Below are 13,637 nucleotides of genomic sequence, written 5' to 3'. Positions count from 1 at the left end.
GGCGTGGCGCAGTCGCGTACCGATCAGCTCGAGGAACTCCGCGGCATGGTCCGCGCGCCGGATCTGGCACGAGTCACCATTCTGGCCAAGCACACCCAGGTCGACCTGGCCATTCCCGTCGATGTGCCGGTGGCCCTGGTGATTCCGAGCGTGGTCGACATGGTCGATCAGCACAATCGCGTCAATGACTTCGACCACAACGGGGAACAGGTCGAACCGCACGAGTGGGTGCTGGCGCGGATCGGGCAGCCGCCGTTCTCCAATTCCCTGAGCCTGACCGAGCAGGGCGTGCGCGACGGCGAACTGCTCATGCTGGAGAGCGCCGAATCCATCGCACCCACACCGCTGTTCGACGACATCATGCACAACGTCGCCATCGCCGACGCCGGCCATTTCCGCGGCTGGACCCCGCGCACGGCCCGGCTCACCGGATCGGCGCTCGCCGTCGCGATCATGCTGACCGGCTGCTTCGGCCTGCTGACCGCGCCCACCGCGATCCCCGGCTGGGTGAGCGCGACCGTGGCCACCTTCGTCGCCCTGCTGCTGGTCACCGCGGGCACGGTGCTCGGCCGCCTGTACCGGGACCGCGCGAGCGCGCTGGTGCTGGGCGGCTGCGCGCTGCCCACCGCGTTCAGCGCGGGCATGCTGTTCGTGCCGAGCCCCTACGGCTGGGCCAACACGCTGCTGGGCGCGGTTCTGGCCGGCGCCACCGCGATCCTGGCCTGGCGGGTGAGCGGCGTCGGGGCGGGCCTGTTCATCGGCGCGACCACGCTGGCGGTCTTCGTCATTCCCGCGGCGCTGGTGGGCCTGCTGACAGAACTGCCGGCGCATGTCATCGGCGGCGGTGCGGCGGCCCTGGGTCTCACCGGATTGTCGCTGGCGCCAAGGCTTTCCATGCTGCTGGCCGAACTGCCGCTGCCGCCGGTTCCCGCACCCGGCACCCCGATCGACCCCACCGAGGACGACCCCGACGACCATCGCGCCCTGCCCACCATGGAGGTGCTGTGCGCGAAATCCGCACGGGCGCGCGACTATCTGGCCGGACTGGTCGCGGCGACGACCGTGGTGGTCGCGGCGGGTGCGGTCGCCGCCGTGGATCCCACCGCCGCGACCCCGTACTGGCCGGGCCAGGCGCTGGCCCTGGTGTGCGCGGTGGTGCTCATGTTCCGCAGCCGCACCTATGCGGGCGCCGACCAGGCCGTGGTGCTGATCGCGGGCGGCACGGCCATCGTGCTGCTGGTGCTGATGGGCGCGGCCCTCACCCAGCGACAGCCGCTCACCATATTCGGGGTGGCGCTGGCGCTTTTCGCCGCCGCGCTGGTGCTGGGCTTCCTCGTGCCCCGGCAGCAGGCGACGCCGCCGGTGCGCCGGGCGGTGGAGCTGCTGGAGTACGGATTCGTGGCCGCCGTGGTGCCGCTGACCTTCTGGGTGGCCGACCTCTACTCGCTCGTGCGCGGGCTGTGATCGGCGATGTCCGGTAGCACCATGGGCAGCAGAGGACTTCATACCGCAGCCGCGGCTTCCGCGCTGGCGCTGAGTGTTTCACTCGGCCCTGTCATCCCGCCGGGTATCGCCGCCGCCGACCGCCCGCCGCCCATCGACGCCGGCCTGCTGCCGCCGGGCGGTCCGGCCACCCCGCCCACCGAGACCGAGCACCCCGCCAACTCCCCCTGCTTCAGCACCCGGTCCGGCGGCGACGGGCCGGCCATCCCGGCCGCCCAGCGCAGCCTGGACCTGACCGACGCGTGGCAATTCTCCCGGGGCGCAGGGCAACTGGTTGCGGTCATCGACACCGGGGTGTCCCCGCACCCCCGGCTGCCCGGCCTGATTCCGGGTGGCGACTACGTGTCCGCGGACGGCGACGGCACCGAGGACTGCGATGCCCACGGCACAGTCGTGGCCGGCCTGATCGCGGCCACCCAGGTCGCCGGGCAGGGCTTCGCCGGGGTCGCTCCGGAGGCGCGGATCATGGCCATCCGCCAGACCAGCGCGCTCTACCAGACCAAGGGCGCGGGCCGGGAGAAAGGGCCCGACGATATGCCGGACGGCTACGGCAAGATCTCCGCGCTGGCCGCCGCGGTGCGCCGGGCTGCCGACGCGGGCGCGGGAGTCATCAATATCTCCCTGGTCGCCTGCCCGACCACCGAGCCCGCGAGTGCGGAGATGGGTGCGCTGGGCGCGGCGGTGCGATACGCGGCCGTCGAGAAGGACGTGGTGATCGTGGCCTCGGCGGGTAATACCGATACCTGCAAAGCGAGCAATCCGGGTGCGGATCCCCTGCATCCCGCCGACGATCCGTGGGATCACCTGGCGTCGTATGTGATTCCGGCCTGGTGGGACGCCTACGTGCTGTCGGTCGGTTCGGTGGACGCCTTCGGCCGGCCGTCGAAGTTCACCGTCCCCGGACCGTGGGTGGGGGTCGCCGCGCCGGGCGAGAGCATCGCCTCGCTGGATCCCCGCAATACCGGTCTCACCACGGCCAAGGTGGCCAATCAGGGGCAGGTGATCCCCTACAGCGGAACGAGTTTCGCCGCGCCGCAGGTCTCTGGCGTCGCCGCGCTGGTGCGCGCCCGCTACCCGGACCTGCGCGCCGCCGACGTCATCGCGCGCATCGAGGCCACCGCGCACGCGCCCGGCGAGGGCTGGAATCCGGCCATCGGTTACGGCACGGTCGATCCCGTGGCCGCGCTCACCGCCCAGGTGCGAAACAGCCTGCCGCCCAAGCGTCCTGCCGGGCCACGCGATCAGCGGCTCGCCCTGCCGACGCCACCGCCCGCACCCGATCACACCTCGCGCGATGTCGCCCTGATCGGCAGCGCGATCGTCGCGCTACTGCTGGCGCTCGGCTTCCTCGCGTCCTTCCCGCTGCGCCGCGGATTCGGCAGGCGCGACACCGACGCGTGAACTCGACACCGACACTCGAGCTCAGTTCGCTTTCGGCGTCCGAGTTTTCACCGGTTCCGCGGCGGGATTCGGATCGGGCGCCACGCCGTCGTGGGCGACCATGGCCGCTTCCCGGCTGAGAGTCGGTCCGGGAGCCAGCAATCCGAGGATCGCCCACGGCGTCGGTTCCGGCCGCGCCCGCTCCGGGTCCATGCCCAGAGCCTTGGCGACATCCAGATTCTCGATGCCGAATCGCACCCCGTAGTCGGACACGAAGAACAGGCCGTCGTGGCGCTGACTGTCCGGCGCGATTCCGGTGGACTGCACGTATGCTCCCGCGCCCGGCTTCATATAGAAGCTGTCCACATTCGGCCCGCTGCCGTCGGCCTGCGCCAGCGGAACCAGCCTGGCGCGGTCGGGAATCGGCACGGCGTGCCCGGTGAGCATGGCCAGTTCGGCGTGCGTACTGCCGTCGGAGGTGTCGGCGGAGCGGACCGGTATCCAGGACAGGCAGTCGACGGGCTGATCCTTGCCGTCCACCAGAGCCGGGGCGCGGTCGGGATATTTCGACACCGGCAAGGCCGACGAAACAGGCGCGCCGGTGCGGTCGGCCTGCGCGATGTAGTCGTCGGCGGCGCTGGCGCGGTGGGCATTTCGGATGATGTCGGCGGTGAGCACCGAGACCGGTTGCAGGCCGTCGGGCAGCACCACGTAGTACCTGCTGTCGGTCCGCACCTGCACGACATCGCCGATGCGGTGGTCACCGATCGGGTAATCCGTTGCGGCCCCGGCATTCTCGATGCGCGGCGCGATCAGCGGGAGCACCTCGGGAATCGCGTTCAGCAGGCCGTCGCTGATGGGCCGCGGGGTCTGGCCGCGCAGATCGAGGGCGTCGACCACAGCCCGATCGTTCAGATCGACCTGGGCGCGGTGATTGTCGTAGATCAGGTACACGTGGTCGCGGCCCCGCACCAGCAGCGCCTTACCCGACGGCATGGGAGATGCCCTGTCCGCCTGGGCCGTATCGCCGGCCAGTACCGAGGTGGTGAGAGTTCGGCTGCCGTCATCGGAGAGCACGTCGCACACCGACCACGCGCGGCCGTCGCCGCCCGTGAAGTTCAAGGAGTTCGGCGCGCCGGGGATGCCGATCAGCTGCCCGCGCGGCTTCTCCGCGAGCTCGGACTCCTTCACGGTCGCCGACTTGGCCGCGTCGCCGGCGGCCAGTCGCGCCGAGGCCAGATTCAGCGCCGGATGCACCACATCGTCGAGCACGACGTAGACGGCGCCGGAGTCCTTGCCGATGAGGATCTTGCTGGACCCGATCTTGTCCTGCGGCCGGAGCAGAGCCAATACTCCGCAACCCGCCAGTGCGACACAGGCGAGGATGAGCCCGGCGGCGTACGCCCGCGACTGTGAGCGCATGGGGTCGTGCAGCATTCGCACGTCCCTGCGAACCAGGGCGTGCTCCATGCGACGGACGAGGAAGCGGTAGCCGCTCACCTGCCATCGGGTCGTGGGTTTCGAAGGCATCCAAGTCCCCGGCAAGTCGTTGCGTTCACCGAACACAGTACAGTGACAAGGACATTCATTCGTACTCGGCCACTGCGCGAGCGCACTCGGGCAGCGCGCGGGCCGACTTCGCGGAGCCGGGGACCGACGATGACGATCGAATCCGGACAGACGGCGACCCGGCCGTTGCTCGGCCGGATCTCCTTCGCGAACCTGGTGTGGGCCCAGCTTGCCGGACTGGTCGTTCTGATCCTCGCCATGGGCTGTGGACTGTCGCGGTGGAGCGCGGTCGCCCTCGGCATAGTGGTCGGTCTGATTCTTCTGCTACCGCTTGGCAAACGGACCGTTTCGGATTGGATCGCCACCCGCGGCAGCTTCCGCACCCGGCGCGGCCACCCGCCGACCGACATCATCGATTTCCGCGCCCCCGACGGTCGCTCGCTGGGCCTCTACCGTGACGGCAGCCGGGTCGTCGCGGTCGTCGAACTGCTGCCGCCCAAGGGCGGACTGACCCGGCTCGGCCGAGCCGCCGTGCGATCCACCCACCTGCTGCCGCTGCCGGAACTCGCGAAAAGCCTGAGCCGGCACGACGTTCTGCTGTCCGGCATCGACATCGTCTCGCACGGCTACCGCAGCCGCTCCGGCACACCCGCGGGCGCGATCTACGAAACCCTGCTCGGACCGCTGCCCGCCACCGCGCATCGCACGGTGTGGCTGGCCATCGCCTTCGACCCGCTCGTCTGCCCCGAGGCCGCGGCCCGGCGCGGCGGCGGACTGACGGGTGCGTGCCGGACGGTCACCATCGCCACCCAGCGCATCGTGCGCACCCTCGAGGACGGCGACTGCACCGCCCGCCCGCTCACCGCGCCCGAGATCCGGCAGGCCGCACTGCAGGTCACCGCGGGCATCGACCCGGGCGCACTGACCCAGCGCTGGCGCTACGCCGAACTCGGCCACAGCGTGAACATCGGTGCGGCCGTGGACCCCCGGCAGCTGACCTCCGATCTCTTGGCCCAGCTGTGGGTACCCGCCTCACGCGGCACCACGGTGGCCGTGCGGCTGCGTCCCGGCCGCAGCGCCGACACCGTGCGCGTCGGTGCGGCCTGGCGGCTCACCGCCCGGGAAGTGCCCGGGGAACCTGTGCAGCGGCACATGATCTCCATGAACGGCCGCCATCGGGAAGGCCTGCTCGCACATCTCCCGTTCGCCGTGCCGGGCTTGGACGCCATCGTGCCCACCGAGATCCGGGACATCGCGGACCTGGAATCCCTGGAACTGCCGGCCGCCGGCTGCGGCCAGCTGCTCGGCTCCGACGACAACGGCAACGGCGTCGCCATCCGACTTGTCGGGCAGGGCATTTCGAGCGTCTATCTGGCCGGGGAGCTCTATCTCGCCCAGCAGATCGTCTTTCGTGCCCTGGCCGTGGGCGAACGCCTCCTCATCCGCACCGACCGTCCCGACGCCTGGCAGCAGCTGGTCACCACCATCGGCAATCCGGAGCGGCTCACCGTCGCCATCGAAACCCACCAGTCCGACGCGGATTTCACCGCGACCCTGGTGGACGGCGTGCTGGCCCCCGCGCCGCACGCCGGCCTCACCACCATCTATCTGACCGGCGATCCGCTCGGCTGGCCCGGCACCACACCCGACCTGTCCGTCCACCAGCCCGGCGCCTCCGGCAACCGGATCGTGCTGCGCACCGGAACCACCGAGGCGCCGCTCACCCTGGTCTCCATCCCCCGCGAGGCGACGTACATCGGACAGCCCCGCGCCGCAGTCACTTTCGCGGTCTAACTACCCGGGTAGGGTTGCGCGGCCCGGGCGGTGCGCAGTGCCGCCGCCCACCAGGCGAGCTGACGCAGCATGCGGTCGGCGGCGTCGATGGCCGCGCCGTCCCGGGTCTCGCCGTCGGCGTCGAACTTGCGTTTGGCCTCATGGAAACTGACGGTCTCGCGGATGGAGACCATATGGATCTCGGCGACCACCTGCCGCAGCTGCTCGACCGCGCGCAGCCCGCCCGACAGGCCGCCATAGCTGACGAAACCGATGGGCTTGCCGCGCCATTCGCGCTTGACGCTGTCGAAGGCGGTCTTCAGCGACGCCGGGTAGCCGTGGTTGTACTCGGAGGTGACGGCCACGAACGCGTCCGCGCCCTCGACCCGCTGCTGGAACGCCCGCACCGCACTGGTCTCGGTGAGATCCAACGGCAGCGGCGTATCGAGGAGGTCGATGACGCCCACCTCGAAATCCGTATCGGCGCGGGCCCTCCGCAGGAACCAGTCCGCGACCACCGGCGCGAACCGCTGGGGACGCACGCTGGCGATGATGACCTCGAGCCGGAGCGGGGAGTCCATGCCGGGAGCCTATCGGCTGGACGGTCAGCGCCGCCCGATCCCGCGCGCCGCATAGTCGGCCAGGCCCTCGGCGGGCTCGGTACGCGCGGTGAAATCCAGGGCGTGCCGGGCTCTTTCCGGATGCGCGACGACATGGCGGATATCGGTGACACGGCACTGACCGGTCACCACCGGGGGCGGCCCGTCCACCGCCCTGGCCATGACCGAGGCAACCTCCCATAATGTCAGCGGCCGCCCCGACGCGATGTTCAACGGCACGAAACCGGGCACCTGGCGCTCCACCGCCGCGACCGTGGCCACCGCCGCATCCCGCACGTGCACGAAATCCCGCACCTGACCGCCGTCCTCGAACACCTGCGGCGAGCGGCCCGCCGCCAGTTCGGCCCGGAAGCGCGCCACCACACCGGATTCCGCCGACCGCACCCGGCGGCCGTCCGCCACCGGTTCCCCGTAGAGCTGGTGATACCGCAACACCGTGGCGTTCCCGCCGGTATTGGCGACCCACGCCAGCGCGTAATGCTCCTGCGCGACTTTGCTTGCCGCATAGGCGCTCCGGGGCCGCAGCGGGGCGTCCTCCCCCATCGGCTCCCAGGTCAGCACCTCCCCCGACCGCGGCGCGCGATGATCGAACAAACCCCGATCCAGGTCCCCGCGCCGCCGCAGGCCCGGATAGAACGGCCCGGAGCGCACACCCCGATAGCGGCCCTCGCCGTACACGGCCACAGACGAACCGAGCACCAGCCGCCGCACGCCCGTGTGCTCCATGGCGGCCAGCAGCACGGCCGTGCCCACGTCATTGTGCGCGGCGTACAGCGCGGCCCAGCGCATCCCGTCCGCGCCCGGCCGCCCCGCACCCGCCCGGTCCGCGCCGACCGGGGCGCGCACACACCGACCGGCTCCGTGCACGGCATCCTCGCGACCGGGCTGCCCGTCCCCGGAGACTCGGCGCAGATGCGGAACATCCTGCGGGGCAGGGAGATTCGACAGGTCTGCGTGCGCCGGCTCGAGCGCGCCCCGCAACTGCGGCAGCGGCACGGCCGCCGCCAGATGGCAGACCACGTCGATATCGGAGAGCAGGGGTTCCAGCGCTGCCTGATCACGGACGTCGATGCGGGAAACATCCTCGGGGGCGGCGGCATTCGCACCGTGCACGGTGTCCAGCAGAGCATCGATCGCGACGACCTCGTGACCGCCGGCCAGCAGAGCACGGTGCACATGGGAGCCCAAGTAACCGGCCGCGCCGGTCAACAACACGCGCACGGGGTCGTGACCACCCGCATTCATGGTTTCAGCCTATTCGACCGGGCTCCGACGCACATGTCCGTGGACAACGTCGCGACCGCATTCAGGTCTCTTCGCATCAGACGCATCGACTGATTTCGCGGCGATCAGGGCAACTCCCCGGGGACGTCCAGAATTGGCTTCGCACGCAACCGGCGGCACGGAGTGCCAACGGCGGACGGCTCTCAGCCGTCCGCCGACGGTGCGGGGAGGCTCAGGGCAGCTCGAAGGGCAGCTGCACACCGGTGCCCGTCAGCACGCGGCACTTGTCGCAGGTGTCGTCGCCCTCGACGGCGGCGACGGCGCGGCGCACCAGCGCCTTGAACGGCACCAGATTGCGCTCGAACTCGGCGAAGACGGCGGCGGCGCTGACGCCTTCACCGTTCTCCAGACCGGCGTCCAGGTCGGTCACGAGAGCGATTGCGGAGTAGCACATTTCGAGCTCGCGGGCGAGCACGGCCTCCGGGTGCCCGGTCATGTTGACCAGCTCCCAGCCCTGGCCGGCGAACCAGCGGCTCTCGGCGCGAGTGGAGAAGCGCGGGCCCTCCACCACGACCATCGTGCCGTGATCGTGCGAGGGCAGGTCGTCGCTCAGCGAGCCGATCGCGGCCGAGCGCAGCTCCTCGCAGTACGGGTCCGCGAAGGACACGTGCACGCCGCCGGTGTCGTAGAAGGTCTGGGCGCGACCGGAGGTGCGGTCCACCAGCTGGTCCGGCACGGCCACGGTGCCCGGGCCCCAGTCGGCGCGCAGGCTGCCGACCGCGCAGGGTCCGAAGATGCGGCGCACGCCCAGCGAGCGCAGGGCCCACATATTGGCGCGGTAGGGCACGGTGTGCGGCGAGAATTCGTGTTTACGACCGTGCCGCGGCAGGAATGCCACCGAGCGGCCCTCCACCTGCCCGATGGTGATGGGCGCGCTGGGGGCGCCGTAGGGGGTCTCGATTTCGACCGTGGTCGCGTCGTCGCCGAAGAAGTCGTAGAACCCGCTGCCTCCGATGATGGCGAGCGTTGCCCGTGGATCCGCACTCATGCCGACGATTCTCGCGCATGCGCGTACGAGTGGTGGGACCAGGGCAAACCATGTACCCTAGGGGGGTATTACTGCCCGGGAGTGAGGACAGCGCAGGTGACCAACGACAAGACCGCGACCACAGACACGGCTGCGCCCGCCGACGCCGAGTCCTGCCACGACCACGCCACCCACGGCTACATCACCGCCAAGGACGACTACCTCAAGCGCCTGCGCCGCATCGAAGGCCAGGCCCGCGGCCTGCAGCGCATGGTCGAGGAGGAGAAGTACTGCATCGACATCCTCACCCAGGTCTCGGCCATGACCAAGGCCCTGCAAGCCGTCGCCATGGGCCTGCTCGAGGATCACATCAGCCACTGCGTGGTCGACGCGGCCATCGCCGGCGGCCCGGAGGCCGAGGCCAAGATCAAGGAAGCCACCGACGCCATCGCCCGCCTCGTGCGGAGTTAGGCGGCCCGTCCGGAGTCGCCCCTCAGCAGGCGGCGGTGCCGCCGGCGGGATAGGTACCCAGCGACATCGGCAGCGCCCAGCGATCGGGGCCGGCCTGCCAGCCGGACGCGACCCGGCGAGAGCCCCGGCGCGCGGGAACGCGGTCACGCTCCTTGCGATCGCGGGTGGCCCGGGCCGAGTCGAACTGCGGGTCGCCGGTACCGGCGGCGTCCAGCTCCAGATCGGCGTAGAGGATGCCCTCCTCACCCTCCCCGAGCGAGGTGACCGCTTCGCTGCCGTCGGCGGCGTAGATGCGGGAGCAGCCGGTGGGATCGGCGACCCGATGCGCCCCGCCCATCCCGTCGAACGCCGACTCCCCCACCACCGCGGTGGGCGCGAGTACGAAGGCGCCGACCTCCAGTGCGTACATCCGGCTGACCGTGGTGCTCGAATCCGGCCCCGCCGCATCGCCGTACGGCGTGCCGGGCCAGGCGGCCACGTGGATCTGCTCCTCGTCGGCGCGCAGCGCGCGGGTGAGCAGCGGCCGCTGATTCTCCTGCCCGGACAGCGCGCCGTACTTGCCGATCGGAGTGTGGTGCACCGCAGGCAGATTCGGGGTTCCGGAGGCGAATATCTTGCGTTCGACACTGTTCAGTCCGGCTTTGCGACGTACGGACAGCAACTCGCCGGAATCGTCGATCACGGCCTGCGACATATAGATTCGGCGATCCTGCCGTTCTCCGAATCCGAGGATGACGTGAATGCCATGTGTAGCAGCAGCTTCCGTGATCGCACGCATTTCCACGCCGTCCCGGGTCATCGAGTTCTCGCGGCACCGACTCGAATACTCGACATTCCACTGATTGGTATCGATCCAGCGCCACCACGGATATCCCGGGAGAAACGCCTCCGGGAATGCGATCAGCCGAGCACCCTGCGTGGCGGCCGCCTCGATCAGTTCGACGACCTGCTCCACGCCGTCGGAGAGCCGCAGCCAGCTGGGTTCGGCCTGGACGGCGGCGACTCGCACCGTAATCCTCATCGCTTTTCCCTCATGGAACGTGATGCTTGCCAAGAGTTTCCACTTGAACAATGGCGATGAGTGCCGAATCACCGACTGATCATGCCAGGGTGCGAAAAGCCCCCGGAGTCGTGCCCATTTCCAAACGGAAGCTTCGGTAGAAACTACGCTCGGTGAGGAATCCCGATGCTTTCGCAACGGCCGAAAGCGGCAACTGTGGCGCATTTCGCAGCAGATCGCAAGCACGTTCGATTCGCATGCGGCGCAACACCGTCCCCGGCCCACCCTCGAACTCGCCGAACACCCGGTAGAGAGTACGCCGCGACATGCGGCAGCCTTCCGCGATCCGATCGACTCCGAGATCCGGATCCGAGCAGTTGCTGCGCATGAAGCTCAGCACCCGCTGCCGGTTCAGGGCGTCCGCGGACTGGTCATTCGGGGCCCGGCCCGACGCCGCGATCACCGCCGCCGCCAGCAGATCCATTCCCGGCTCGGCCAGCAGCGCGGCCCCGGCCGGATCGGTGCGCTGCAATCCCGCGACCCCCCGGAAGAATTGCGCCACGATTCCCGGCGCCGTTCCACTGGAAAACACAGTGGCCGTGGGGACTTCAGGATCGGCGATGCCATAGTGATCGCGCAGCCGGCCCAGCGGAACCTGGACCACGACCTGTTCCCACTCCTGCTGCAAGTCCCACTGATAGGGACGCGTGGTGTCGTAGAAGACGACAGAACCGGGACGAACGTCGGCCACCCGGCCGTCCTGCCTCAGGCGCCCCTGACCCGAAAGCGGAATACTCGCGATCAGATACTCGTCGCTCGTCTGCGCTATCAGCCGATCGGTACGGCGGATTGACTGAGTGGAGGATCCGACGACGGTCAGGTCGAGGTCGCCATATCGCGCGTGTTCGATTTGCCCAACAAAACGATCGGTCGGTTTTGGTGAAACCGCCAAGGGCACATAGGCATCGCTCACGTGCGCTTCCCAGCGCTCGAATGCCTCCGCCGCCGACTGCTCCGGTCCGGACCGCACCTCGATCCGATCGACCGCTTCTGACCCTTCCACTCCCCATCCCTCGATGACAATGGTCGGCCCATGTACGGCCGAATACTCGGGAGAGTGTGTCAGATCGGGGGAAAACGAGCCAATGGACCGGAACGGTACGCAGAGGTACCGCTAGGCCGCCGACCGAGAACTCAGGTCCAGTTCCAGATCGGCGTACAGCAAACCCTGTTCGTGCCCGGCCAGCGGCGACGCCAGTTCCTCGCCACCGGGCGCGTAGATGCGCGCATGCCCGCCCGGCCCGCGCACCAGCTGTTTCACCGGCTCCGAACCCTGGCGGCTCTCACTGCCCGCCACATCCATCACCGAGCACGCCGCGATCACGTTCAGCTGACCGACCACCGCGTACCAGAGCGTGGCCGCATTGTTCACGCGCACACCCCAATCCACGTCCCGCGCCACGATGAAACCCGGCCAGGACACCACGTGGATCTGCGCGCCGCTGCGCTCCAGCTCCCGCCGCGCCGGCAGATGCAGCTGCTCGGAGCCGCCCTGCACCGCGATGCGGCCGATGCCGGTACGGAACACGTGCGACTCGCCGGGCTCGCAGCTGCGGAAGATCTTGCGCTCCAGCGGCGTCAGCTCGGGCTTGCGACGGACTCCGAGCAGTACCCCGCGATCATCGATGAGGCACTGTGACATGTAGAGCGCGCCGGCATTGCGTTCACTGAATCCGAGCAGCACGTGAATGTGATGCCGCCGGGCGGCGTCGGCGATGCGCCGGAACTCGGTGCGGCCCACCGTCATCGAATTCGTGCGATAGCGCGCGAAGAACCCCTGGCCCCAGCTCACCGATTCCAGCCACAGCCACCACGGATAGCCGGGCAGGAACGTCTCCGGGAACGCCACCAGTTGCGCGCCGCCCGCGGCCGCTTGCTCGATCAACTCGATGGTCTGCTGGACACCGGCGCGCAGATCCAGCCAGCGTGGCTCGGCTTGGACGGCTGCGACTCGCACCTTCGTCGGCACGTCGGCTCCTTCGACGGTGATCGGATGATGTGCCATCACCCTTCGCCGAACGCGAGCGGGTCACAGCGACATACCGTGCCGTGCTACCGACCGGGCGTGCCTGCGTCCAGTTGTGACCGAAATTGACCGGGCGTCACTCCGGTTTCCTGGCGAAACGCACGGTAGAAGTGCCGGTCGGTGGCAAATCCGGATGCTGCGGCAATCGCCGAGAGCGGGCGGGCCGGGTCGGCCCGCAACAGCCGCCGGGCGTGCTCGACCCGCATGCGGCGCACCAGCGCGGCGGGGCCGCCGATGTCCTCGCACACCCGGTAGAGCGTGCGTCGCGACACCAGGCAGGCGTGCGCCACCTCGTCGACGGTCAGATCCGGATCGGTGTAGCGCTGCCGCAGCACCGACAGCACCTGCTGGCGGGTATAGAGCGAATCGGACGGCGCCGGCGAGGTCTGCCCGTTGGCCAGCAGCACCGCGGAGGACAGCATGGCCGTGATCTGCGATTCGAGCACATTCGCGGCCCGGTCGGTTTCCTTGACCGGGAGCGCCGCCATGCCCCGGAAGAAGTCGACCACCACGCCCATCGCCCCGGTCGCGGGCAGGGCCTTGGCGATGGGTAGCTCGGCACGCGCCAGCCCGGCATGGTCGAGCACCGCGCCCATGGGCGCGCGCACGATGGTGGACAGCGCGTTCTCGGTGGTGCGGCTCTCGATCGGGCGGGCGCTGTCGTAGAAGGCGATGGTCCCGGCCCCGCCCTGGGTGATCCGGCCGTTCTGTTCGGTCCAGTTCGCGCCCTCCACAATAATGTTCACCAGCAGGAAGTCCCCGGCGGCCTGGTCGAGCTGGCGCTTGGTGCGCACCACCCGCTGCGCGCTGGAGGTCATCATGGTGAGACTGGTGTGATCGAACTGGGTGCTGCGCAGTTTGCCGTGCCACTGCCCCTTGCCGAGCGGTTCGCAGATCGACGGCAACACCGCATCGGCGACGATGGCCTCCCACTGCTCGAATGCCTGCCGCGCGGAAACCCCTGAGGTCGTACGGACTTCGGCGCTGGCAGTGGACGCTATACCCACACCGTGCATCATTCCACTACCGACCGCCGGGAAACTG

At 69.6% G+C, this 13,637-nt stretch carries 12 protein-coding genes; 4 read left to right on the top strand and 8 right to left on the bottom strand.

The window, feature by feature from the left end; genetic code table 11:
- Nucleotides 1-3 precede the first annotated feature (3 nt).
- Nucleotides 4-1,464: a type VII secretion integral membrane protein EccD gene (gene eccD, locus ON33_RS04630; RefSeq protein WP_085996673.1), complete on the top strand. Its 1,461-nt coding sequence runs from the start codon at nt 4-6 to the stop codon at nt 1,462-1,464.
- 21 nt (nt 1,465-1,485) lie between these two features.
- Nucleotides 1,486-2,904, top strand: coding sequence for a type VII secretion-associated serine protease mycosin (gene mycP / locus ON33_RS04625; RefSeq protein ID WP_083868594.1), 1,419 nt, complete (start codon nt 1,486-1,488; stop codon nt 2,902-2,904).
- A 21-nt stretch (nt 2,905-2,925) separates the two neighbouring features.
- On the opposite strand, the gene eccB is transcribed toward mycP, so the two are convergent.
- Nucleotides 2,926-4,413: a type VII secretion protein EccB gene (eccB, locus tag ON33_RS04620; RefSeq protein WP_040855488.1), complete on the bottom strand. Its 1,488-nt coding sequence runs from the start codon at nt 4,411-4,413 to the stop codon at nt 2,926-2,928.
- Nucleotides 4,414-4,542: 129 nt separating this feature from the next.
- Here eccB and eccE point away from each other — a divergent pair, with 129 nt between their 5' ends.
- Nucleotides 4,543-6,186, top strand: coding sequence for a type VII secretion protein EccE (gene eccE, locus ON33_RS04615; protein ID WP_083868593.1), 1,644 nt, complete (start codon nt 4,543-4,545; stop codon nt 6,184-6,186).
- Here the strand turns inward: eccE and ON33_RS04610 are convergent.
- The 3 genes from ON33_RS04610 to ON33_RS04600 form a co-directional block, all read right to left on the bottom strand.
- On the bottom strand, nt 6,183-6,746 hold the full coding sequence (locus ON33_RS04610; protein WP_040855486.1) for an NADPH-dependent FMN reductase: 564 nt from the start codon (nt 6,744-6,746) through the stop codon (nt 6,183-6,185). The genes eccE and ON33_RS04610 overlap by 4 nt on opposite strands.
- A 24-nt stretch (nt 6,747-6,770) precedes the next feature.
- Nucleotides 6,771-8,030 (bottom strand): NAD-dependent epimerase/dehydratase family protein, encoded by a 1,260-nt coding sequence (locus ON33_RS43055; protein ID WP_063710939.1) that lies wholly within the window; start codon nt 8,028-8,030, stop codon nt 6,771-6,773.
- A 211-nt stretch (nt 8,031-8,241) separates the two neighbouring features.
- Nucleotides 8,242-9,057 carry an S-methyl-5'-thioadenosine phosphorylase gene (locus tag ON33_RS04600; protein WP_040855484.1) on the bottom strand — a complete coding sequence of 272 codons (816 nt, stop codon included), beginning with the start codon at nt 9,055-9,057 and terminating at the stop codon, nt 8,242-8,244.
- A gap of 96 nt (nt 9,058-9,153) precedes the next feature.
- Here ON33_RS04600 and ON33_RS04595 point away from each other — a divergent pair, with 96 nt between their 5' ends.
- Complete coding sequence (locus tag ON33_RS04595) at nt 9,154-9,507, top strand: metal-sensitive transcriptional regulator (protein ID WP_040855482.1); 354 nt, start codon at nt 9,154-9,156, stop codon at nt 9,505-9,507.
- Between the two features lie 22 nt (nt 9,508-9,529).
- Here ON33_RS04595 and ON33_RS04590 read toward each other — a convergent pair whose 3' ends face one another.
- The 4 genes from ON33_RS04590 to ON33_RS37935 all read right to left on the bottom strand — a co-directional run bounded on the left by ON33_RS04590 (nt 9,530) and on the right by ON33_RS37935 (nt 13,600).
- Nucleotides 9,530-10,528: a nitrilase-related carbon-nitrogen hydrolase gene (locus ON33_RS04590; protein WP_157184409.1), complete on the bottom strand. Its 999-nt coding sequence runs from the start codon at nt 10,526-10,528 to the stop codon at nt 9,530-9,532.
- Between the two features lie 79 nt (nt 10,529-10,607).
- Entirely contained in the window at nt 10,608-11,570 is a 963-nt protein-coding gene (locus tag ON33_RS04585) for an AraC-like ligand-binding domain-containing protein (RefSeq protein ID WP_040855480.1), read from the bottom strand.
- Nucleotides 11,571-11,681: 111 nt separating this feature from the next.
- The gene (locus ON33_RS04580) at nt 11,682-12,536 is read right to left on the bottom strand and encodes a nitrilase-related carbon-nitrogen hydrolase (RefSeq protein WP_040855603.1); all 855 of its coding nucleotides are present in this window, start codon (nt 12,534-12,536) and stop codon (nt 11,682-11,684) included.
- A gap of 83 nt (nt 12,537-12,619) precedes the next feature.
- The gene (locus ON33_RS37935) at nt 12,620-13,600 is read right to left on the bottom strand and encodes an AraC family transcriptional regulator (RefSeq protein ID WP_169336774.1); all 981 of its coding nucleotides are present in this window, start codon (nt 13,598-13,600) and stop codon (nt 12,620-12,622) included.
- Nucleotides 13,601-13,637: the final 37 nt, after the last annotated feature.

Origin of the sequence: Nocardia niigatensis NBRC 100131 (genome assembly GCF_000308655.1) — a bacterium.
Lineage (GTDB): Bacteria > Actinomycetota > Actinomycetes > Mycobacteriales > Mycobacteriaceae > Nocardia > Nocardia niigatensis.
The sequence above is the reverse complement of the archived record's forward strand: the minus strand, read 5'-3'. Positions and strand labels throughout refer to the sequence as shown.